Annotated in this window: 22 protein-coding genes; 8 read left to right on the plus strand and 14 right to left on the minus strand. The window is 58.3% G+C overall.

Features of this window, described 5'->3' with window-relative positions; all coding sequences use genetic code 11:
* Nucleotides 1-333: 333 nt before the first annotated feature.
* From QP981_RS03030 to QP981_RS03050, 5 genes are all read right to left on the minus strand, one after another.
* Entirely contained in the window at nucleotides 334-1,272 is a 939-nt protein-coding gene (locus tag QP981_RS03030) for an amino acid ABC transporter permease (protein WP_070858687.1), read from the minus strand.
* Nucleotides 1,272-1,958 carry an amino acid ABC transporter permease gene (locus tag QP981_RS03035; protein WP_048733083.1) on the minus strand — a complete coding sequence of 229 codons (687 nt, stop codon included), beginning with the start codon at nucleotides 1,956-1,958 and terminating at the stop codon, nucleotides 1,272-1,274. The genes QP981_RS03030 and QP981_RS03035 overlap by 1 nt, the downstream gene beginning before the upstream one ends.
* 19 nt (nucleotides 1,959-1,977) lie before the next feature.
* Nucleotides 1,978-2,919, minus strand: a complete 942-nt coding sequence (locus QP981_RS03040; RefSeq protein WP_070643340.1) for a glutamate ABC transporter substrate-binding protein — start codon at nucleotides 2,917-2,919, stop codon at nucleotides 1,978-1,980.
* A gap of 15 nt (nucleotides 2,920-2,934) precedes the next feature.
* On the minus strand, nucleotides 2,935-3,663 hold the full coding sequence (locus QP981_RS03045) for an amino acid ABC transporter ATP-binding protein (RefSeq protein WP_115598517.1): 729 nt from the start codon (nucleotides 3,661-3,663) through the stop codon (nucleotides 2,935-2,937).
* Nucleotides 3,664-3,798: 135 nt separating this feature from the next.
* Entirely contained in the window at nucleotides 3,799-5,085 is a 1,287-nt protein-coding gene (locus tag QP981_RS03050; protein ID WP_284857386.1) for an MFS transporter, read from the minus strand.
* A gap of 259 nt (nucleotides 5,086-5,344) precedes the next feature.
* Between QP981_RS03050 and QP981_RS03055 the strand changes: the two genes are divergently transcribed.
* From QP981_RS03055 to QP981_RS03065, 3 genes are all read left to right on the plus strand, one after another.
* A complete protein-coding gene (locus QP981_RS03055; protein ID WP_038626519.1) occupies nucleotides 5,345-5,794 on the plus strand; it encodes a MarR family winged helix-turn-helix transcriptional regulator in 450 nt (149 codons plus the stop codon).
* A 34-nt stretch (nucleotides 5,795-5,828) separates the two neighbouring features.
* Nucleotides 5,829-7,259 (plus strand): adenylosuccinate lyase, encoded by a 1,431-nt coding sequence (gene purB / locus QP981_RS03060; RefSeq protein WP_070767412.1) that lies wholly within the window; start codon nucleotides 5,829-5,831, stop codon nucleotides 7,257-7,259.
* A gap of 190 nt (nucleotides 7,260-7,449) precedes the next feature.
* The gene (locus tag QP981_RS03065; protein WP_284857385.1) at nucleotides 7,450-8,379 is read left to right on the plus strand and encodes an alpha/beta fold hydrolase; all 930 of its coding nucleotides are present in this window, start codon (nucleotides 7,450-7,452) and stop codon (nucleotides 8,377-8,379) included.
* Nucleotides 8,380-9,514: 1,135 nt separating this feature from the next.
* Here QP981_RS03065 and QP981_RS03070 read toward each other — a convergent pair.
* A complete protein-coding gene (locus QP981_RS03070) occupies nucleotides 9,515-10,309 on the minus strand; it encodes a replication initiation protein (protein WP_306297278.1) in 795 nt (264 codons plus the stop codon).
* Between the two features lie 126 nt (nucleotides 10,310-10,435).
* Between QP981_RS03070 and QP981_RS03075 the strand changes: the two genes are divergently transcribed.
* The 3 genes from QP981_RS03075 to QP981_RS03085 all read left to right on the plus strand — a co-directional run bounded on the left by QP981_RS03075 (nucleotide 10,436) and on the right by QP981_RS03085 (nucleotide 11,514).
* Nucleotides 10,436-10,711 (plus strand): hypothetical protein, encoded by a 276-nt coding sequence (locus QP981_RS03075; RefSeq protein WP_048733057.1) that lies wholly within the window; start codon nucleotides 10,436-10,438, stop codon nucleotides 10,709-10,711.
* Nucleotides 10,712-10,814: 103 nt separating this feature from the next.
* Complete coding sequence (locus QP981_RS03080; protein ID WP_141763291.1) at nucleotides 10,815-10,994, plus strand: hypothetical protein; 180 nt, start codon at nucleotides 10,815-10,817, stop codon at nucleotides 10,992-10,994.
* Nucleotides 10,995-11,112: 118 nt separating this feature from the next.
* Nucleotides 11,113-11,514: a hypothetical protein gene (locus tag QP981_RS03085; RefSeq protein ID WP_048733056.1), complete on the plus strand. Its 402-nt coding sequence runs from the start codon at nucleotides 11,113-11,115 to the stop codon at nucleotides 11,512-11,514.
* Between the two features lie 261 nt (nucleotides 11,515-11,775).
* On the opposite strand, the gene QP981_RS03095 is transcribed toward QP981_RS03085, so the two are convergent.
* Nucleotides 11,776-12,156, minus strand: a complete 381-nt coding sequence (locus QP981_RS03095; protein WP_284857384.1) for a primase C-terminal domain-containing protein — start codon at nucleotides 12,154-12,156, stop codon at nucleotides 11,776-11,778.
* 49 nt (nucleotides 12,157-12,205) lie between these two features.
* Here QP981_RS03095 and QP981_RS03100 point away from each other — a divergent pair, with 49 nt between their 5' ends.
* On the plus strand, nucleotides 12,206-12,940 hold the full coding sequence (locus QP981_RS03100) for a hypothetical protein (RefSeq protein WP_187271209.1): 735 nt from the start codon (nucleotides 12,206-12,208) through the stop codon (nucleotides 12,938-12,940).
* A gap of 2 nt (nucleotides 12,941-12,942) precedes the next feature.
* On the opposite strand, the gene QP981_RS03105 is transcribed toward QP981_RS03100, so the two are convergent.
* The 7 genes from QP981_RS03105 to QP981_RS03135 all read right to left on the minus strand — a co-directional run bounded on the left by QP981_RS03105 (nucleotide 12,943) and on the right by QP981_RS03135 (nucleotide 19,932).
* Entirely contained in the window at nucleotides 12,943-13,638 is a 696-nt protein-coding gene (locus QP981_RS03105) for a VOC family protein (RefSeq protein ID WP_187404827.1), read from the minus strand.
* Between the two features lie 120 nt (nucleotides 13,639-13,758).
* Entirely contained in the window at nucleotides 13,759-14,334 is a 576-nt protein-coding gene (locus QP981_RS03110) for an NADPH-dependent FMN reductase (protein ID WP_016421405.1), read from the minus strand.
* A gap of 42 nt (nucleotides 14,335-14,376) precedes the next feature.
* Nucleotides 14,377-15,381 (minus strand): class 1b ribonucleoside-diphosphate reductase subunit beta, encoded by a 1,005-nt coding sequence (nrdF, locus tag QP981_RS03115; protein ID WP_080969595.1) that lies wholly within the window; start codon nucleotides 15,379-15,381, stop codon nucleotides 14,377-14,379.
* Nucleotides 15,378-15,842: a class Ib ribonucleoside-diphosphate reductase assembly flavoprotein NrdI gene (gene nrdI, locus QP981_RS03120; protein ID WP_284857382.1), complete on the minus strand. Its 465-nt coding sequence runs from the start codon at nucleotides 15,840-15,842 to the stop codon at nucleotides 15,378-15,380. Before nrdI ends, nrdF begins: the two co-directional genes overlap by 4 nt.
* 345 nt (nucleotides 15,843-16,187) lie before the next feature.
* A complete protein-coding gene (locus tag QP981_RS03125) occupies nucleotides 16,188-17,150 on the minus strand; it encodes a MaoC/PaaZ C-terminal domain-containing protein (protein WP_284857381.1) in 963 nt (320 codons plus the stop codon).
* A 53-nt stretch (nucleotides 17,151-17,203) separates the two neighbouring features.
* Complete coding sequence (locus QP981_RS03130; protein ID WP_049181156.1) at nucleotides 17,204-18,562, minus strand: 3-oxoacyl-ACP reductase; 1,359 nt, start codon at nucleotides 18,560-18,562, stop codon at nucleotides 17,204-17,206.
* A gap of 47 nt (nucleotides 18,563-18,609) precedes the next feature.
* Nucleotides 18,610-19,932, minus strand: coding sequence for an acetyl-CoA C-acetyltransferase (locus tag QP981_RS03135; RefSeq protein WP_016421400.1), 1,323 nt, complete (start codon nucleotides 19,930-19,932; stop codon nucleotides 18,610-18,612).
* Between the two features lie 296 nt (nucleotides 19,933-20,228).
* On the opposite strand from QP981_RS03135, the gene QP981_RS03140 reads away from it, so the two are divergent.
* Complete coding sequence (locus QP981_RS03140; protein ID WP_016421399.1) at nucleotides 20,229-21,122, plus strand: phosphoribosylaminoimidazolesuccinocarboxamide synthase; 894 nt, start codon at nucleotides 20,229-20,231, stop codon at nucleotides 21,120-21,122.
* Nucleotides 21,123-21,125 lie beyond the last annotated feature (3 nt).

Here is a 21,125-nt window from a genome sequence, read left to right on the forward strand (position 1 = left end):
AACTGTATGAGTTTATGACACTTTCAAGCCATTTTTCGGGCCATTTTCGTCATAAACGCAGTCAGTAACTCGCATCGCCCCGCCGCCGCTGTCATAAACGCAGTCAGTAACTCGCATTGGGGTAAGCAGCAAAAGGTGCCCGGCACTTGTGGCCACGCTATTCACCTATCGTTGCGCTGTAGCGTGGCCATCAGTGAGTAGCTCATCGATAGGAGCGAAGGCAAAGGCCGTAGCCAAACAAAAACGCCGCCCGGCGGAAACCATAAGCAGTTTCCGTGGGCGGCGTCGCTGTGTTCGTCGTAAAGCAAGTGTGGCGTTAAGCCGTGATTAGCTTTACTCGTAGGTGCCTCGGAGGTCCTTGTAGTCCTCATCGTGCCAATCCACGTTGGCCTGGTCCTTGGTGGTGACACCGACATCAGGCTGATGCGGGACCTTCGCAATGATGTTGCGGCGGGCGCGGCCGGCGCGGAGCTGGCTTTCGATGCGCTCAGCAAGGTTGGCAAGGCCGAAGTTGATGGCGATGAGAATGATTGCCACGACGACCAGCGATGGAATCATGGCGCCGTAGTACTCGCCAAGCTGGCGGCCGGAGCGGACAACTTCGACGTAACCAATCATGTAGCCCAGTGCGGAGTCCTTCAGCGCAATGACCATCTGCGAGATAATCGCCGGCAACATGGCGGCGACTGCCTGCGGCAGCAAAATGGTGACCATCGTCTGGCGGTGGGAGAGACCCAGCGCAATCGCGGCCTCACGCTGGCCCTTCGGCAGCGATTCGATGCCGGAGCGCAGCGTCTCGCCAATGACGGATCCGTTGTACATGGTCAGGCCAAACACAACGGCGGCAAAGCCGAGGTAGTTCGACGGAAACAGCTGCCAAAGCGCGAACACCGAGTAGGCGAACAGCATGAGCACCAGCACCGGAATGGCGCGGAAAAACTCGACAATCACCGAGCACCCCCAGCGCACCGGTGCGACCGGGCTCAGCCTGCCGACGCCCAGGAGAGCGCCAATAACCAGTGCCAACACAATAGAGACCACAGCCGCGATAATGGTGCTGACCAAGCCGGGCAGAATGTACGTGGTCCAGGTTGTGGAGTCGAGGAAGAACGACCACTTATTCGCCTCGAACTGGCCCTTGTCGGCCAGTTTCATTCCGACCCAGGCGAGGATCGCAACGGTGATTGCAGCCACGATCCAGGTGAGGGTTCGGTTGAAGCGCTGAGCCTTGGGGCCCGGCGCGTCGTAAAGAACTGTTGCGCGAGTAGCCATTAGCGCTTCACCGCCCATCGCTTGCCAGCCCAGCCGAAGAACAGGCCGGTCGGCAGAGTCAGAATAATAAAGCCGACAGCGATGATGCCGAAGATAATCAGGATATCGCTGGCGTAGTTTTCGGTCATGGTCTTCATCAGCAGCGACGCTTCAGCCACACCGATTACCGAGGCAATCGTGGTGTTCTTGGTCAGCGCGATCAGGGTGTTGCCGAGCGGCACGATAGCGCCACGGAACGCCTGCGGGAAGATGATGTAGCGGAAGCTCTGGCCGAAGCTAAGCCCCAGGGAGCGGGCGGCTTCGGCCTGACCGAACGGCACAGTATTAATACCGGCGCGCAGGGACTCCGCAACGAAGCACGAGGTGTAGGCAACAAACGCCAGCACCGCCAGGCGGAAGTTCTGCTTGACAATGAAGGAGTCATTCTCCGCAGCCAGCAGCAGACCCAAGTTGTAGTAGAGACCCATCGAAGCCAACAGCACAATCAACGTCAGCGGGGTATTGCGGACGATGTTGATGTACCAGGTCGACAGGGTGCGCAGGATTCCCACGGGGCTCACGCGCATAGCGGTGAGAAGCGTGCCAAAAATCAGGGAACCAATCGCCGAGGCAATCGTCAGTTTGATGGTTACCCAGAAAGCCGGAAGCAGTTCCGGCCCCATTTCACTCCATAGTTCTGGATTCATTGTTTGCTCGCACCCCTTCCTACTTCTTCTCTACGAACGACAAATCGCCGATTGCCGGCTTGTCATCGAGCTCGAACTTGTCGCCCAAATGCTTCTTGACAATCTTCTGAAGTTCACCAGTGTCGTACAGCGACTCCAGCGCCTCATTGATGGCCTCACGGCTAGCATCATCGCCCTTGGGTAGACCGATGCCGTAGTACTCGTTGGTCCAGTAGGAGCCATCGGGGTTACGCAGCTCGACCACGCGGAAGTCATCGCCGAAGCGTTCCTTGTAGCGCTGAGCGAAGCCCGCGAGAATAGTCGCATCGGTGGTCAGGGCATCGACGACGCCCTGCTTCACACCTTCGGCGCATGCGGCGTAGGTATCGAACTCCTGCAGCTGCACCTCCGGCAGAGCGTCCTTGACCTTCTGCGCTGGGGTGGAACCGGAAACAGAACACAGGCGAGTGCCCGGGGCGACGTCGTCAAGCCCCTGGATGCCCTCGGAACCGCGCACCAACAGTGCCTGGTGCGTGACCAGGTACGGGCCGGCGAAGTCGACGGCAGCCAGGCGGCCAGCGTTGATGGAGTAGGTGGCGGCGATCATATTGACCTCGCCGTTGTTAATTAGCGTCTCGCGCTGAGCGGACGGGGTCTCGCGCCACTCCATCTCGGGCACATCCCAACCGTTCTTGTTGGCGATGTACTCGATGACGTAGCGGGAGACATCAGTATCGACGCCCGCGAACTCGCGATCCGGGGTGCGCTCACCGAGACCCGGCTGGTCATACTTCGTACCCAGCGTCACGTGTCCGGCCTCGATATCGGCCAGCAGGTTTCGGGGTCCGCCGCTACCGCAGGCCGCGAGGCTCATTGTCGTGGCAACAGCTACAACAGCCGCCGCAACTCGCTTGCCGACGACACCTCGGCGGCCCTGGTTACGACTGCGTCCCTGGCCTCCTCGTAATAGTGAAAACTTCATGGTTACCAGCCTCGCCTAGTGCCCGACGATCTTGGCCAAGAAGTCCGTGGCGCGATCGCTCTGTGGGTTGGTGAAGAAGGTCTCCGGGTCGGTGTCTTCGACAATCGCACCGTCGGCCATGAACAGGATGCGGTCGGCTACGCGGCGGGCGAAGCTCATCTCGTGGGTGACGCAGACCATGGTCATGCCGCCCTTGGCCAGGTCGGTCATGACATCGAGGACCTCGTTAATCATTTCCGGGTCGAGCGCCGAGGTGGGCTCGTCGAAAAGCATGACCTTCGGGTCCATGGCCAGGGCGCGGGCGATGGCGACGCGCTGCTGCTGGCCGCCGGAGAGCTGTGCCGGGTACTTGTCGGCCTGTTCCGCAATGCCGACACGGGCGAGCAGCTTGTCCGCACGCTCGCGGGCCTCGGCTTTGGAGATCTTGCGGACCTTCAGCGGGGCCAGCGTGACGTTGTCCCGAATGGTCATGTGGCTGAAGAGGTTGAACTGCTGGAAGACCATGCCAACCTCAGCCCGCAGACGGGTGAGTTCCTTACCTTCTTCGGGAAGGAGCTTGCCGTTGATGCGAATTTCGCCGCTGTCAATGGTTTCCAGGCGGTTGATGGTTCGACACAGTGTGGACTTACCGGAGCCGGAGGGGCCGAGGATAACTACGACCTGACCAGCTGGGATTTCCAGGTTGATGTCGCGCAAAGCGTGGTAGTCGCCGTAGTACTTATTCACCCCGGCGATCGAAATCATGCTCTGTGGTGTGGATGATTCAGTCATGGGAGAAAGTATAGGTGATGCACCACACATAACAGTTATCGGTGTTCCTTGCCCGATATTCACCTGTAAAAAGTGACGGCACACCTATTAATAGTGACTACACACCAATTAGTTCTGAATATTTACGTGATGGCGCTGCGCAACAGGCTTGCGGCCATGTACGAACCAGTAGAAAACGGCCGCGAGAACCACCACAACCGCCAGGCCTGCGTACATCTTGTCAAAGCCAATCGTGGCAGCTACCGAGCCCAACACGATTGGGCCGAGGCCGATGCCTGCGTCGACAAGCAAGAGCAGCGTCGAGATACCCGTGCCCAACTTGTGCGCCGGCGCCAGGTGTACGGAGATGGTCTGGCACGCCGGCATCAGCGTGCCGTAGCCCAGGCCGCAGAGCGCGCCAGCGGCGATGACGTGCCAGTCAGCGGTTGCGAAAGCCAGAACAAGCAGTGAGACGGTGAAGCACACCAGGCCGATGGCAATTACCGGGTTGTCGCCGCGGCGATCCTGTAGGCGTCCCAGCGAGAAGCGTGCTGCCATCATCGCCACCGCATAGGCGATGAAGAAGAAGCTGGCGCCCCTAGCCAGGCCGCTCAGCTGAGAGTATCGGTTCAAAAACGTAATCACGCCCGCATACGCCAGGCCGATGAGCAGCATGAACAGGCCGATCGGCACCACTCTCGGCGTCATGATGTCATCGAAGGAAAATGTGCGCTTCGTCTCGCTTGCCGACGAATCCTCGGTGGCCTCGTCCTTGGTTGCCGCAGTGGCGGGCTCGTTGTGTTGTGGCAGAACGAGCGCCAGCACCAGTCCGACAATGGACAGGCCGAGGGCTGTGGCAAAGAGGACGCTGTATCCGACCGAACCAATAAGGGCCAGGCCGAGAGCTGGGCCAATCGCTGTAGCCAGGGTGGTGCCGAGCGAGATGTAGCCAGTTCCCTCGGCGCGGCGCGAAGCCGGAATAGCGGTCTGGGCGGCGGCCATCACGGCGGTGGAAGCGAAAGCGTAGGTCAGGCCGTGGATGATGCGGATTGCAATCAGGACCGGCAGGGATGCGGCCCATATGTAGGCGGCACAGGCTGCCACGATGACAGCAAGCGAGCCAAGCATGATTCGGCGACCACCGAAGGTGTCCACCAAGTAGCCGGAAAAGAGGCGAGCGATGGTGGCACCGACCACGAAAGAACTGGCGGCGAAGCCACCGGCGGCATCGGAGGCGGAGAAGCGCTGGACGGCGTAGAGCGCCATGACCGTGATTGAAAGGTAGAACACCAGGTACATGCTGAAGTTAATCAGCCAGCTGATGATGAACGCGGGGGAGAAGAGCTTGTCTTGCCCGTGCTGTTCGTCCTGCTCGTTCTGTTTGTGCCTGTTCTGTGTGGTCGTATGCGTTGTCATGCTGAAGATACGGTCTCTTTTCTCGTTTGAAAACGATCGTGGAATTAGTGCTTTGGCAAAACTGCTTTCCGGTATTTGTATCGTGCAAAAATGCAGTTAGGGCTCGAATTATAACAATCGGTTTGTATGATGCAAACGCGCTTTTTTGGCCTTAACCCCATCCGCGGCGCGCTAGAATAGGAGCTGTTCAGCAAACAGATACATCTCGCAGGCCCATTAAAGGGCCGACAAATAGGCGACAAGAGGATTGACTGCCATCGTGCGAAACGACGACCTAGCCGCGCTCGTTTACGAGAACATGCTGCTATCCCGGGTGAGCTCCAGCGGCTACCGACCACATCGCAAGGACATCCTGTTGGATCGCTCCGCCGCAGCACTACTGGCACGACTGGAAGCGCAGCCGGATATGACAGTCGCCGAGCTTTCCGATGCGCTGGGGCTGGACATTTCTACGGTGCACCGCCAGCTGGCCGCCGCCATGCGGCAGGGGTATATCGCGAAGAGACCCGCGCCGTCGTCAAGCGCGAAGGTGCATAGCGCGACCGACAAGGGGCTAGAGCTGCTGCACCGGGAAATCGAGGCGCGTAAGAAAACCGTCGATGACATTACGCATGACTGGGAGGACTCGGAGCTCGTGGAGTTCGTGCGATTGATGCGCAAATTCAACGAAGGCGTGGAAGAAATGCGTGGTCACCCATGGCCTAGATAACCGCGGATGCCGGGGTCATGGAATACTTGAGGGCGTGGCTGAGAAAAAGAAGATTGCAAACGTCCTTGCTAACCGATACGCCTCTGCGACTCTGGCGGAGTTGTGGAGCCCTGAGTACAAGATCATCCTCGAGCGCAAGCTCTGGATTGCAGTTTTGAAGGCCCAGGTCGCCCGCGGAATTGAGGTTCCGGAGGGCACTATCGAGGCGTATGAGAAGGTCATCGACCAAGTTGACCTCGACTCCATTGCCGCCCGTGAGCGTATTACTCGCCACGATGTGAAGGCTCGCATTGAAGAGTTCTGCGACCTGGCTGGCACCGAGCACATTCACAAGGGAATGACCTCACGAGACCTGACTGAAAACGTCGAGCAGCTGCAGGTTCTGCAGTCGCTGAAGGTCGTGCGTGACAAGGCCGTTGCCGTTGCCGCCCGCACTGCTGAGAAGGCCTCCGAGTACCAGTCGCTGGTCATGGCGGGTCGTTCCCACAACGTCGCCGCGCAGGCAACTACTTTGGGCAAGCGCTTCGCCTCCGCTGCGGACGAGATGCTGCTGGGTATCGAGCGCGTAGAAGACCTGATCTCCCGCTACCCGCTGCGCGGCATCAAGGGCCCGATGGGCACCGCCCAGGACATGCTGGATCTGCTTGACGGTGACGAGTCCGCGCTGGCCTCCCTGGAAAACGAAATCGCTGAAGGCCTCGGCTTCGACCGCGTCTTTGACTCCGTCGGTCAGGTTTACCCGCGCACCCTCGACTTCGACGCTCTGTCCGCGCTGGTCGAGCTCGGTGCAGGGCCGGCATCGCTGGCCACCACCATCCGCCTGATGGCCGGTAATGAGACCGTCACCGAGGGCTTCAAGGAAGGCCAGGTTGGCTCTTCCGCCATGCCGCACAAGATGAACGCCCGCTCCTGTGAGCGCGTCCACGGTTTCCAGGTCATTCTGCGTGGCTACATGACTATGCTCTCCGAATACGCCGGTACTCAGTGGAACGAAGGCGACGTTTCCTGCTCCGTGGTCCGCCGCGTTGCGCTGCCGGATGCCTTCTTCGCCATGGACGGCATGTTCGAAACCTTCCTCACCGTCCTGTCCGAGTTCGGTGCATTCCCGGCCATGATCGACCGTGAGCTGGAGCGCTACCTGCCGTTCCTCGCCTCCACCAAGATCCTCATGGCAGCTGTCCGCGCTGGTATGGGCCGCGAGGAAGCCCACGAGATTATCAAGGAGCACGCCGTCGCCACCGCATTGGATATGCGCGAAAAGGGCGCCGAGCAGAATCTCACTGAACGTCTCGCTGCAGATGAGCGTTTCCCGCTGGATGCCGCAGGGCTTGCCGACGCTCTGGCAGACCGTCACGCGTTCATCGGTGCCGCAGAATCGCAGGTTGACCGTGTAGTTGCACGTGTGCAGGCTGTCGTGGACAAGTACCCAGAGGCCGCGGCTTACAAGCCGGGCGAGATTCTGTAGCTCCACGTGCGTCACGCGCGAATCGCGAAACGTGAAACGCGAAACGCGCAAACGTAAGGACCTTTGAAAAACTCTGTCACGTTGGTGGCAGAGTTTTTCTTCGTTTGTTGGCGAAACCACCAGTGAGCAGCCAAGTTCCTCGGTACGATGAGCGATAAGTATCGAAACCTCTACGCGAAAGGTGCCCGACGTGACATCGGCTGTTAGGACTTCGCTTTCTCGCCCAGGTGCCACATTGAATGTGCTGCGCTGGGTCCCAGAAAATGACAAGGGCGCGCCCATTACTCCTAAGGGAGTGGTGCAGATTGTCCACGGCATGGTCGAGTACGCCAACCGCTACGCTAAATTCGCCGAGTACCTCGTATCCCAGGGCTATGCCGTCGTCGCGCACGACCATCGCGGCCACGGTATGACCAAGACGGATGCTGGCATCCCGGGCTACTTCGCTGACTACGGTGGCTGGAATCTAATTCTCGAAGACCTCCACGCAGTGCGCCAGTACGTTGATGCAGAATTCCCAGGCGGCAAGCACTATATTCTCGGCCACTCTATGGGGTCGCTTCTGACTCGTAACTACATCGCCAAGTACGGCGAGGGGCTTACCGGCGTCATTATCATGGGCACCGTGTCGTGGCCAGGAGCTAAGGGCGATGCGGGAATGAAGGTTGCAAACCTGCTGGCTAAGATTCTTCCTACCGCGCCGGGCAAGCTGCTCAACACCCTCACCTTTGCTGATTACAACAAGGGCTTTGAGCGCCGCACTAAGTTTGATTGGCTCACCCGCGACCACAAGATTGTCGATGCTTATATTGCGGACGACAAGTGTGGTTTCGTTCCCACCAATGCCTTTTTCCGCGACCTTCTCGTCGGCACGCACTACGCGAATTCGTCTGAAGCCTATGAGAAAGCGCCTGATGATCTGCCACTTTTCGTGGTTTCCGGTGCCATTGATCCGGCGGGTGGCGCTGGCTGTGTGACTGAGGTCGTGGGTAAATACCTGAACGCGGGGAAGAAGGACGTGCGCTTTAAGGTCTACCCGGATGGTCGCCATGAAATTCTCAACGAGTTGAATAAAGAAGAGGTCTACGCCGACATTTTGGCGTGGTTGGAGTCCCGCTAAGGGGAGCTGGTTAATAGGCGAAAAGTGTGCCCGCTCGGCGTGTCGACCGGCGTGTTGACCGGCGCGTCGGCGGGTGGGCACCTTTTTGCTACTTATCCCAATGCGAGTTACTGACCGCGTTTATGCCAGCGACGGCGGGTCAATCCGAGTTACTGACTGCGTTTATGTCAGAAATGGCCCGAAAAATGGCCTGAAAGTGTCATAAACTCGCACAGTTTCACATTTGCAGCCCGTATTCACGTGTGGAGTCCGTAATTTTTGGTGTCTGCCCAGTCATTATCTTGAGAATCAGACACACTTTTTGTCTGTCGATCCAGAGGTGCTGGAAGAACGTGTGCGCTAGCTCGGAGTGCGCCACGAGTGGCGCTGCTTGTGTGAGCCCTAGAAAGCCACCGCACTTCTAATAAGTTTCCATTGCGCGGATGCTTTTGTCGGGTAACGTTCTTTTCACGCTGGAAGAAAAGGAACCGACCACATGATCAGAACAAGACAACTCTCGGCGGTCGTGCCCACTATTTCCATGTTGCTGGTGCTCGTAGGCTCTTTTGCGGGAATCAAAGCAGGGCGTGCACAGGCGCAATAGGCTGCGAGTACCTAGATGCCCAGGACTCCGATTCGCTGGCTGAGTCCATGAAGACGCTGGCGACCCGCACCGCACGCACCGCGAAGTCCAGCGCGCAAGAGATACAGGGCGGCGACGCTCCTACGAGCGCTCCCCAGGTGCCTGCCGACGTGGAAACGTTCTCGACCAAGCTGCGGGAAAAGACTCCTGAGTCCGAGCGCAGCATCAGTAATCAGGAAGGCGACGGTGCTGAGTACTTCTCCGTCCCGGTCGCTGAGGGAGAGCGGCTTGCAATTAGTGCGGCCACGGTGCCGGGAGCGTCGTCAGGCGCGACTTTGATGGACCTAGATGTCCGCAACTTCTCGCTCACTATGCATTTGGACGACAGCAGTTGCTTCCTTGCCAATGATTTCGGCAATGGCATCATCGACTCCAATGGCCCCCTTTTCGCATCGATAACAACCAAGCAGTCCGGAGGAGCGGAGGGGGACTGTAAGTCGGGCAATATGGTGTTCTCCGTGGCCCGAAAAGGAGGCCCCTTCGAAGGTCAGGACATTCCTGCAGAAGTGACCATCAAGCGTTTCGCCAACGAAAACCTGACTGATGTGCCGGAGGCGTTCCCGTCCGACAAGGAGAGGTGGTTGGTGACCCAGTGGCTTGTCCAGCAGGTGTGCTCGGGGTTTTGGTCATCAGCCCGGAGTAGGCGGTGTCGCCGTCGACGCTGCGGCGTAGTCCTTCGGTGACTGCGGCAGCGTAGGCCAGTGGTGCGCGGTGGGCGTACTCGGTGCGTGCGAATGGGGCTTCTAGCGCCCATACGGCGTGTGCGTGGCCGTTGGTGGGGTTTTCGACGACTGCGTTGGATCGCCACTGTTCGCGATCCCACATGGCGCGGATGAGTGCGTCGTCGTGGTCGATGTCGACGACAAGCAGGTTGGAAATCGCATCGGGGTTGGCTTCGATGAATCGTTTCCCGAGTGCTTTTTGCCTGCTGGTGCGGTAGATTCCGTCGCGCAGATTATCCGACGCTAGCGGCCATAGTGGCAGCCATAGCTGCTCGAATTTGCCGTCTGGCCGGTCGGTGGGAGCTGTCATGGTGCTCATCCTTGCACAGGGGTGTTTTGTGCTCGGGGATTTCTCCCCAGCGTGTTCAAAGTACGTCGCGAACCAAGTCAGATATTTCCGGGGTTCCAGGGGGGGATCCCCTGGAGAGCTTTTCTCACTGCACGAGCGAAGCGAGTTCCTCCCCCTGGGCGCCCCGAGAGGCCCCCAACGCGCACTACGCACCCCGACTTCATCGACCACTAAACCGGCCCCTCGGCAAGGCGGTCCCACCACCGCGGCAGTCCCTAAAAAGTCGCAGATGCTCATCTGCAAGAGGTGTGTCGACCCTGGCGGGTCACTTTCGTTACTTGGCAGGGTCGGGACTGGGTGCGTGTGTGGCGCGGGCGGCGTGCAGGATGGGGCTATTGACCGGTTTTTGGGAGGTTTGGGCGTGTGAGTGGTTCGTACATCGAGCGGTTGCGTGAAATTGGCTCAGAAATCGCCTCAGACGCGACGCTGAGCGCCTCACAGCGCGAGTTGGCACTCCAAGGCGTGGAGGATGCTTTGAACGCTCTACGGGGCGCTGATCGCGATCAAGGCTCGGTGCAGTCGCATCCTCGTCGTGTGCTTGGGGCTGAGGCTGTCGCTGACAGCGCGGGAGTTGTTTTTGGTGTGCGCCCGCGCAGGAAGCGCGGTGCGCCGCGGCCAGAGCGCAAGCGCGACGGTTAAGCCGTTGGCTCGCGCGATGTCGCCGGCGAGGTAACACATGGAACGAAGCGCCGGATTCTTTCGATGAAAGCGGAACGTAGGTTGAGCGCTAGATTGCTCGGCAGTGCTTGAGCTTGAATCCTTTTCCTTTCATCCTCCCCAGTTTATTATTTGCATCTCGCTGAGCGGCGCCCCTGTCCTTGCCTTTGCCAAAGATGTATTGCCCAGTTGCTTCATTCCGAAGATTTACGACAGCGCACTTCAGCGTGACGCCTTTTCCTCGTGGGGGCTTTTTCTTCGCTAGGAAGACTTCCGATGCTGGCTTCGGTGCATACGCACTAGCACTCGGCGCAACAGAGAACGCTGCCCCCGTTAAAGCTAGGCTTACTATCCCGACTACTAATGAACGGAGTGACTTTCGCATGACCAATCCTTCTTCCTTGTCAAATGGTGAGCTGCAAGGCTTTTACGAAGACCTTTACGTTTATTGCTCTGAAAAAGACTCTTACCAGGTTGCCGAGCGTTTCAAGAAGGAACTCAAAGTTTCTTTTCCCGAAATTGACGATCTTCCTGATTTCACAGTTGATGAGTGCGATGAAGACGAGTATCAGCTTGCTGAAGAATTAGACCCTGGTAGTAATCAGGAAAATTTTCGTCCGTACATGATTACTCAGCATTTCTTCCTGGAAGTCTTAAACCTAAGTGACAAGATAATTGACCCTATTAGTGATGCTGTTTTCGAAGCCGTTCAACGAGCTACAGAAGATGTCCCATACTTCAGTTTCATGGGTTTTCTCAAGGAGAATCACTCTGATGATGAGTAGAAGAACGTAGCATCTGGCTTTACTCTGATACGTAGCGGTGGACTGTTCCCACGGAGTACCCAGTTTGTTTTGCTATCGCCCTGATGCTTAGCCCACGAGCACGTAACTCTCGGACGCGGCGACGCTTCTCGTTAGCGCGTGCGAGGTAGTCTTCGCGCGATTCACTAGTCCATCGTTGAGCGGTTCTAACAGACGCGCCCATTTTCTCGGCAAGAGCGCGAGCTGTTTTTCCGTTACGCGGATAGCGAGCATAAACCTCACTCATAGGGCACTTCTCCAGTTCTCTTGAGCAGCTTTACGCCTAACCGCTCCGCTTTTGCGGCCTCGTGCGCTTTGGATGGTGCTGAAGGTTGCTTCGTAGACGGCGGGGCCGTCTGCCCACATGCGGGATTTGGTGGTGATCCATCGGTGGATGGAGCGGGCGATTTGGTCGACTTCGCGTGTAGACAGTGGTTCGCTGAAGAGTTGTTGGTTCATGGCTTGTGCGGTGGTTTGGATTGCGCGGCCGAGTCCGTCGGGGTTGCCGAAGTGGTGGCGGATTTCGCGGTATGCCCAGGTGCGTGCTGATTCGAATAGGGCGCAGTTGCGCCCTAGTCCGACGGGGTTGTTGCGGCGGGTGCGCTTCCACGATGGTGGCGGCATGAAGCCGGTTTCGGTTAGCCAGAAGTTCAGCTCGTCGAGTGTGTAGAGCTTGAACCCTCCGCCCGCGACACCGGAAGCAGATCAGGCTAAGAAGGTCACCCCAGGTTCGTGGTTCGATGACGCCACGGAACTTACTGTCGACAACATCAGCAGCGTCACGGCCGACATTGTTCCTGGTGAGACGCACGTGTACAAGATCAAGTCCGAGTATGGGCAGCAGCTCCGCGGCGCCGTCAAACTCATTGACGCCCCAGAAGCGGACAAGCTTGCACAGATCTCCGGCCTGGATATCAAGACGCTGAATTCGGCACGCCAACTCGCCGGTAGCGAGGAAACCCGTCCTGTAAATGAACACCAGATCGGCGAAGAGACAACATTTGGTAACTCGGCCCGGATTAACTACCGCAATCGGATCGGCGAAGATAGTGAAAAGTCGGGCGATTACGAGGCTGAAAGAGCGTGGCTGGATGGTGACCAGTACATCGTTGTCTTCTTCAACAACAGTTGGGGCGCCGGTAAATCCCACGATGTCGCGGATGTTCAAAATGTCCCGGTGACTTATCAGCTAACCACGGAGTTGGTCGGCGAGAAGATTCCGGGCCCAGCTTTTGAACAGGTCGCGCACAAGTCGCCAAGTAGCGAAACCCCGACTAGTAGCCAGCAGAATCCGAAGACCACCGAAGAAAACGAGGATGACGGCTCCTCGAAGATGATGTGGTTCTCTATGGGGGCGGTGCTTCTGGTCTTGGTCGTCGGCGCGACAATCGCGTTGACCCGTAAGTAACTCTAGAGCGTCCAGTACACGCCGAATCGGTCAGGCTTGACGACGGTTTCCGTGCCCTCGGCAACCTCAGCGCCTGTAAGGCCAAGCGCTTGGCAGGCGCTTTCGACCTCTTCGGCAGAATCGCTGGAGAGACGCATCGCCACACCGTCGCCGAAGGTGAAATTGTGCATGCCCGGCGAGTCGAGCGTCATGAAATTCTCTGACCCGAAAAGTTGGTTGTATACCTCGGTGGCGGCGGCAGCCTGTGGTTCGTCGCCTGTCCACATGAAGTAGGGAATAACGGCGGGATTCGCTGTCTTTGCGGCAGCGTCCGTGCTTGCAGCCCCGCTGGTTAAGGAATTAATCATCAGTTGCCAGTTGACCCCATTGCCGTCTACCAACCAGCCAAAGAGCGGCGAGAAATCGTAGCTGGTCAGGGGCATGAGTGCAGCACCACCGCTGATGGTTTCATCACCCGCCATCAGATGCTCCCACAGTCTGCGCAGCTGGTTTTCCTGACCAGGGGCAAATCGCACCAAAAAAGACACAGCGGGGGTTAATCGGCGGTTCCCGTCCTCAATGAGCTCGAAGTCCATCCCACCGATGGTGAGCGTGGTGGAGTTGGGCTTGATGTTGGAGTGAAAACCTTCGGCGTAAAACCGCGCAGCGGCGCGAGGGTCGTCGTTAAGCGCGATCACGGCCGAAATAGAAACAGTCATGAAAATGAGCCTAACGACGAGCGCTTAACCGCGCAGAGAACGCAGCGTTTGATCCTAGTCAGTGAAGAATCTTCATACGGTGATATCCCCAGTAACGCTGCGCTGATTAGGGGATTTCAGTTAGTGGCGTGGGCTCTGCTCGCGAACTAGGTCTGCAAATCTGTTGATGTAGTCGCGAACAAAGTCCTCAGTGCTTGACGACGTGAATTCTCCTTGTTCGTCAATGAGTGTTGGCGATTGTCCCAGGAAGACCTCTGGCTGACCGAGCATCGGCATGTCGAAGTACGACAGCGCGAGTCGCAAGTTCTTCTGAGAGCTATAACCTCCCATACGGCCGACGGAGTGGCTGATAATTCCCGCGGGCAGGTTCTTCCATGCCACATCACCGTTGGGCTTAGATCCGATGTCAACGGCATTCTTCAGAGCTGCAGGAATTGTGCGGTTGTTTTCTGGGGTGACAAATAGGATGCCATCGCTGGCTTTAATGGTTTCCCGGAAACTGGTGTATTCCGCGGGAGTCGCAATATCGGACACTGCGGGGTCGTCGTAGTCGAAGTTGTAGAGAGGGAGGTCACGAATCTCGACGATGTCGACTTTGAAGTCATCGGGGAAGTACGTGGCTGCCTTGAGTGCAATCTTTCGTGCATAGGAGGCTCGACGCAAGCTTCCTACCAGGATAGAAATCTGTGCAGTCATGCGAATGTTCCTTTCTTAGGATGTATGGGGAAAGACGCGGGTTTAGAAATCCCAGTCTTCGTCTGCGGTGTCTTCGGCTTTTCCGATGACATATGCGGAGCCGGAACCGGAGAAAAAGTCGTGGTTTTCATCTGATCCCGGGGTGAGGGCGGCGAGAATCTCGGGTTTGAAAGCGGTCTCATCATGGTTAAACCGCTGCGGATATCCCAAGTTCATAAGCGCTTTGTTGGCGTTGTATCGAATGAAGTTGGCAACGTCGTCGTAAAGCCCGAGTGGCTCGTATAGAGCTTCGGAGTACCTCAGTTCGAGCTGGTATAGCTCGTCGAGAAGCTCGAAGACGAAAGCCTTCATCTGCGTTTGCGTGGTGGCGTCGTAGGTTTCTACGCCGCGCTGGAATTTGTAGCCGGAGTAATAGCCGTGCACAGCTTTGTCACGCAGGATCAGGCGCACCATGTCGGCGGTGTTGGTCAGGATGCCTCGTGATGCGAAGTGCAGCGGGAGGTAGAAACCGGCGTAAAGCGAGAAAGACGAAAGAAGCGTTGCTGCCGCCTTTCGCTTGAGTGGAACGGCACCGTAATAGTGTTTGAGCACAGCTTTTGAACGTGCCTGCAGGATGTCATTGCCGACTGCCCATTGGTAGGCAGCGTCGATGTCAGGGGTATTGGACAGCGTTGAAAAAACTGAAGAATAGGACTTTGCATGCACTGCTTGCATGAAAGCGATGTTGGTATAGACCGCCTCTTCATGTTCAGTGCGGGCATCTTGAATTTGGGAAATCTCTCCGACAGACGCCTGCACTGTGTCGAGCATGGTCAGTCCTGTGAAGACCTTCATAGTCAGCTCGCGTTCTAGATCGGTGAGACGCCGCCAGTCTGCAAGGTCATTGGACAGCGGGACTTTCTCAGGCAGCCAAAAATTTGCTGTTAGGCGATTCCACACTTCGAGATCTTTGTCATCTTGCACTCGGTTCCAGTTGATTGGCCGAAGGCGTGCAGATGGGTCTTTCCGAAAAGACGGTGGCGTAGTTGAATAGCTGTAGATGTTCAAGAAGTAGCACTCCTCCAGAATTTTTCCAGGCCCTCTCGGACGTTCTCCACATCGTGGTCTGTCCCCAGTAGCTCGTAGTGATACAGCTCCGGGACCTGGCATTTTGCAGAAATGATGGCTCCGGCTATGCAATAGTCGGTGCCGAAATTCGTGTTTCCCGAGGTGATGACACCGCGGATGAAACTCCTATTGGTTTCGTCGTTGAGAAAAGCGATGACTTGCTTGGGTACTGCGCGGCGACGACATCCGCCACCATAAGTCGGTGTAATCAGGACAAATGGGCTGCAGACGCGAATCATTCCGTCTTTTCGCGGATGTAACGGGATGCGTGCTGCTGGTTGAGCCAGCTTTTGGACGAACCGGTGAGTGTTTTCAGAAGCACTGGAGAAGTACACGATTCGGGGTGACTCCTCCGGTGGGAGTTCCGTGAAAGTCAGCGGCGTCTTCGATGATGAAGACACTCGATTACCTCCTATGTTCAATGGATTGAACATAGAATAGGGGAGTGAATGGGGTGTCAACAAGGCGTTGCCTACGTGCGGCTGAAAGTGCTTAGTCACGCAATTGTGAAGTAAAGCCGCGACTCTGCATTAACGGCGGAAAAATCCAGCAGCTGACTATCAAGGCGGGAAAGTGGCGGGGTTGCCGGCCGGGGGGGGAGAGGCGGTGTCTCTCGGAGGGGCTCCAGTCGTGCCCTGGGCAAAAGCACAACTGGGAAAACAAAAACGCCGCGCCTTGGAAAGACCCAGTCGATGAGGAGACTGGTTTTCCAAAACGCGGCGTTTTCTACAGCGCTTTCGCGTCAACTACTTCAGCGGACGAACACTTCCGGTGAAGTGCGGACGCTTCTTCTTGCGATCCCACGCGACAATGTTGACTGCACGGCCAATGTTGGAGCTGCCATCAGTCAGGTCGTGTGCGGCACCCGCGCCGTCACCGGTGTGGGTGAGGGCGACATTGATCGTGGTCGGCAGAACGACTGGTGCCCCGAAGGAAATCTGGAACTCGTATGGCTGACCCGGCAGAACCTGCGCCTCAGCCAGCGCGCGGGAGGCGGTGTACATGCCGTGTGCAATTGCTGCCGGCATACCCAGGGCCTTGGCGGAGACAGAGGTGATGTGAATCGGATTCCAGTCGCCAGAAACCTTGGCCCACTGGCGGCCAGTGTTGCCAGCTAGCTTCCACTGAGCAGTGGGGAAAGGAACCTTAAACTGCTCGCGCTTGATGGTCTCGGCGCCGGACTTGATGGCCTCGCGCTGTGCCTGGACCTCTTCGAAGCCCTCGGCATCCTTCAGGCGAACGCCCTTGGCCAGGTACACCGACTGCTCCTCGACCAAGGTAGCGCCGGATGTGGACGACGTAACGGTCGACTCCAGAACAACCTCAGTGCCCGAGCGGTGAGCGCGGAACGCGGCAACCTTCACCGAGATATCAACCTTGCCACCGAGTGTGACAGGCGAGATTTCGCGGTAGGTGTTCTCGGTGTGGACCAGGCCCATCATCGGCAGCGGGAAGTCATCCGCAGCCATCAGTTCCATCTGAATGGGCATAATCAGGGCGTGGATGTGGCCGAAGAAAGCCTGCTCAGACTTCGGGGCGCCAACGACGTCGCGGAAGTCCTGGTCGCGGTCGGCATCGACAGTGACACCCTTGACCACTAGTTCATCGACCTTGATTTCGGTGGAGTTCGGGCGCTTCTTTGCCGAACCAGCAGCTGCCTTGGCGTAGAGCGGAACCAGATTGGGAATGGCGTCCAGGGTCTTAGCCATAAGTTTTCCTCTTTCCTCCTTATCGGGAGCCTATGCGGAAGTCACGACTTCGCTTAGGCGCCGACGATGTTCTGACCACAGACGCGCAGGACGTGGCCATTGACACCGAGCGCGCGGTCGGAGACCAGGAAGGCGATTGCCTGGGCGACATCGCCCGGCTGGCCGCCCTGCTGCAGCGAGTTCACGCGTCGAGCAACCTGGCGGTTGACGAACGGAATAGCAGCGGTCATGTCGGTCTCGATGAAGCCCGGAGCAACAGCGTTGATGTTGCCGCCGCGCTTAGCGAACTCCTCAGCGTAAGCCTCGACCATTGCGATAACACCGGCCTTGGAGGTGGCGTAGTTGGTCTGACCGCGGTTACCTGCGATACCGGAGGTGGAAGCCATGGTGGCAATACGCGGAGCCTTCTCGAAGGCCTTGTGGTTCAGCAGCTGCTCGTTCATCTTCAGCTGAGCCTCGATGTTGACGGCGATGACCGAGCCCCACTTGGCGTCGTCCATGTTGGCGAACATCTTGTCGCGGGTGATACCTGCGTTGTGGATGACGATGTCCAGGCGGCCGTAGCGGGCCACAGCAGCATCGGCAATGGCGTTGCCGGCGTCGTCGGCAGTGATGTCCTGCTGCAGAGCCAGGCCACCGAGCTCGTTGGCAACCTTGGACAGCGCCTCGCCAGCCTGCGGAACGTCGATGACGATGACCTCTGCGCCGTCAGCCTTGAGCTGACGAGCGATAGCGGCACCGATACCACGGGCGGAACCGGTGACAGCGGCAACCTTGCCAGCCAGCGGCTTATCCCAGTCAGCTGGGATCTCACCAGCGTCGGAGGAGACGCGGAGGAACTGGCCGTCGATGAAGGCCGAGCGGCCGGAGAGGAAGAAGTGCAGGGAGGAAATCACGGACGGTGCGGTGACCGAGACACCCGGAGCAACGAGGATGCCGTTAGCGGTGGAGCCGCCACGAACCTCGTGGCCGAGGGAGCGGATCAGGCCCTCGATACCACCGGCGACAGCGTTCTCAGCAATCTCGGCCGGAGTTGCGTTGTGGTGAGCATCCTTGGCGCGGGAGACGGTGACGATGCGGCCACCCTTGTCCAGCTTGCGCATGTGCTTTGCAGCAGCGAGCACTGGGCCCTGCAGCTCTGCCGGGCGCTTAGCCTCGGTGGCGACGAGGACAATGGCACCAATCTTGTCGTCAGCGGCGTTGCCACGACGAACTTGCAGGCCCCACTCTGTCAGCTGAGCTACAACTGCGTCTGCATCTGCACCCTCGCCGGTGACGAGCACCTTGTCGTTGTTCAGCAGCGGACCGCCCGGCTTGTAGCGGCGCAGGAACGGTGGCTGTGGCAGGCCAGCGGCCTTAGCCAGTCCAGTGAGCGGACCACCGTTGACGAGTTCCTGGTACTTATCGGTCATGGAAAATTCTCCTTGAAAGTAAAAGTGTCTTTATCGGTGGTGCGCTTTTAGACGCGAGCCTCGAGAACTGCGACAACACCCTGGCCGCCTGCGGCACAGACAGAAATCAGGCCGCGAGTGGTCTTGCCGGTCTCGTCTGCCTTCTGGCGCAGCATCTTGGCGAGGGCTGCCACAATGCGGCCGCCGGTAGCGGCGAATGGGTGGCCGGCTGCCAGGGAAGAGCCCTTGACGTTGAGCTTCTCGCGCGGAATCGAGCCCAGCGGGCCTTCCAGTCCGAGCTTGGTACGGCAGAACTCCTCGTCCTCCCATGCCTTCATAGTGGACAGGACGGTGCCGGCGAAAGCCTCGTGGATCTCGAAGAAGTCGAAGTCGTCGAAGGTCCAGCCGTTGCGGGCCAGCAGGCGCGGGGTGGCGTAAGCCGGAGCCATCAGCAGACCCTCGTCGCCGTGGACAAAGTCAACTGCGGCTGCCTCGGAATCGACGACGTCGGCAAGCACCGGCAGACCGCGCTCAGCGGCCCACTCCGGGGTGGAGACGAGGACGGCGGAGGCGCCGTCGGTAAGCGGAGTGGAGTTACCGGCGGTCATGGTCGGCTCTGCTTCCAGGCCGCGGCCGAAGACTGGCTTGAGCTTGGCCAGCTTCTCCGGGGTGGAGTCCGGGCGCATGTTGGTGTCGCGGGAAACGCCCTTGTACGGGGTGACGAGGTCAGTGAAGAAGCCCTCGTCGTAAGCGTTTGCCATGTTCTGGTGGGAAGCGGCGGCGAGCTCGTCCTGCTCAGCGCGGGTGACGCCCCACTTTGCGGTGGTGATTGCCTGGTGCTCACCCATGGACAGGCCAGTGCGTGGCTCGCCGGTCGACGGAGTGTCTGGAGCCAGGTCGGACGGACGAGCCTTCAGGAAGACCTTTGCCATGTCCAGAGTGGACTTCTGGCGGCTGGCCTCCAGCAGGATCTTGCGCAGACGGTCGTTGACAGCAATCGGAGCGTCGGAGGTGGTGTCCACGCCGCCGGCGATGGCGGAGTCAATCTGGCCCAGCTTGATCATGTTGGAGACAGAGTTGAGGGCTTCCATGCCGGTGGCACATGCCATCTGAATGTCGAAAGCCGGGGTGTCCGGCGCCAGTGCGGAGCCGAGGACACACTCACGGGTGAGGTTAAAGTCACGGGAGTGCTTCAGCACAGCGCCGGCGGAGACTGCGCCGAGGCGCTCGCCGCCGATACCGAAGCGGGCGACGAGACCGTCGATTGCGGCGGTCAGCATGTCCTGGTTCGACTCGTTAGCGTATTCCTTATTAGAACGAGCGAACGGAATGCGGTTACCACCGACGACGACTGCGCGGCGCAGAGAGTTATTGTTGGCCTGAGCTGCCATGTGATTGTTCCCTTCAAAATCCTTGAAGTGTGACGTGAATTACTAAATTTAGACAATACTGGTATCGGTGTTTTCTGTCACGTTTTTAGAAATATTTTTGCCCGGTCATCTACCGAGCGGGGGAGGTGAGGGGTAAACACCGTCGTCCACCTGTGAAAAATTCGATGGGCAGCACTCCGGAATCTCAAAAGTTTTCCCGCTTGACGACGGTAATTGCGTCATTCCCCACTAGTTGGGGTGGTGGCCGGAGGTATCAATAGAGTGCAAAAGCGTATAGGGGTTTAGACTTTATCGCCATGCGACCTGAACTTTCCTCGTATAACCATCTTTCCGCGGGCAAGGTCCGGGAAATCTACGAGATTGACCCTGAGACTCTGCTGCTTGTGGTCAGTGACCGTATTTCTGCCTTCGACCACATTCTGGAGACCCCGATTCCTGACAAGGGTCGAGTGCTCACCGCGATGAGCGTGTTCTTCTTCGATGAGATTGACTTCCCGAACCACATGGCTGGCCCGGCTGACGATGAGCGCATTCCGGAGGAGTGCCTAGGTCGTGCGCTGGTGTGCAAGAAGCTGGACATGCTGCCATTCGAGTGCGTCGCACGTGGCTACCTGACAGGCTCTGGCCTGGTCGAGTACAAGGAAAACGGCACTGTCTGTGGCATTGAGCTGCCAGAGGGCCTCGTCGAGGGCTCCAAGTTGCCGGAACCGATTTTCACCCCGGCCACCAAGGCTGAGCTGGGCGAGCACGACGAGAATGTCTCTTTCGACGCCGTTGTGGAGTCCCTGGGGCAGAAGCGCGCCGAAGAGCTGCGCGATGCCACCCTGCGTATCTACACCCAGGCTGCTGAACTGGCTGCTGAGCGCGGCATCATCCTGGCCGACACCAAGTTCGAGTTCGGTCTCGACTCCGACGGCAATCTGGTGCTGGCCGACGAGGTTCTCACCCCGGACTCCTCCCGCTACTGGCCAGCCGACTCCTACCAGGAGGGTTCGGTTAACCCGAGCTTTGACAAGCAGTACGTCCGAAACTGGCTGACCTGCTCCAAGTCCGGCTGGAAGAAGGACGAGGGCACTCCGCCGCCAGCGCTGCCGGGTAGTGTTGTGGAAGCAACTCGCGAGCGGTACGTCGAGGCCTACGAACGACTGTCGGGCCGCCGCTTCTCGGACTGGATTGGAGAACCTGCGTGAGCG

This window comes from Corynebacterium sp. MSK047 (assembly GCF_030232285.1).
GTDB classification, from domain to species: Bacteria; Actinomycetota; Actinomycetes; order Mycobacteriales; family Mycobacteriaceae; genus Corynebacterium; species Corynebacterium jeikeium_D.

Bases quoted from the DNA above. Each gene is read 5' to 3' on its own strand.
- QP981_RS03095 (WP_284857384.1), bottom strand. From the start codon at position 12,156: ATGCCGCCACCATCGTGGAAGCGCACCCGCCGCAACAACCCCGTCGGA.
- QP981_RS03050 (WP_284857386.1), bottom strand. From the start codon at position 5,085: ATGACAACGCATACGACCACACAGAACAGGCACAAACAGAACGAGCAG.
- QP981_RS03035 (WP_048733083.1), bottom strand. From the start codon at position 1,958: ATGAATCCAGAACTATGGAGTGAAATGGGGCCGGAACTGCTTCCGGCT.
- QP981_RS03110 (WP_016421405.1), bottom strand. From the start codon at position 14,334: ATGACTGCACAGATTTCTATCCTGGTAGGAAGCTTGCGTCGAGCCTCC.
- QP981_RS03105 (WP_187404827.1), bottom strand. From the start codon at position 13,638: ATGACTGTTTCTATTTCGGCCGTGATCGCGCTTAACGACGACCCTCGC.
- QP981_RS03125 (WP_284857381.1), bottom strand. From the start codon at position 17,150: ATGGCTAAGACCCTGGACGCCATTCCCAATCTGGTTCCGCTCTACGCC.
- QP981_RS03130 (WP_049181156.1), bottom strand. From the start codon at position 18,562: ATGACCGATAAGTACCAGGAACTCGTCAACGGTGGTCCGCTCACTGGA.
- QP981_RS03040 (WP_070643340.1), bottom strand. From the start codon at position 2,919: ATGAAGTTTTCACTATTACGAGGAGGCCAGGGACGCAGTCGTAACCAG.
- QP981_RS03030 (WP_070858687.1), bottom strand. From the start codon at position 1,272: ATGGCTACTCGCGCAACAGTTCTTTACGACGCGCCGGGCCCCAAGGCT.
- QP981_RS03140 (WP_016421399.1), top strand. From the start codon at position 20,229: ATGCGACCTGAACTTTCCTCGTATAACCATCTTTCCGCGGGCAAGGTC.
- QP981_RS03045 (WP_115598517.1), bottom strand. From the start codon at position 3,663: ATGATTTCGATCGCCGGGGTGAATAAGTACTACGGCGACTACCACGCT.
- QP981_RS03070 (WP_306297278.1), bottom strand. From the start codon at position 10,309: ATGAGCATCTGCGACTTTTTAGGGACTGCCGCGGTGGTGGGACCGCCT.
- QP981_RS03085 (WP_048733056.1), top strand. From the start codon at position 11,113: ATGACCAATCCTTCTTCCTTGTCAAATGGTGAGCTGCAAGGCTTTTAC.
- QP981_RS03135 (WP_016421400.1), bottom strand. From the start codon at position 19,932: ATGGCAGCTCAGGCCAACAATAACTCTCTGCGCCGCGCAGTCGTCGTC.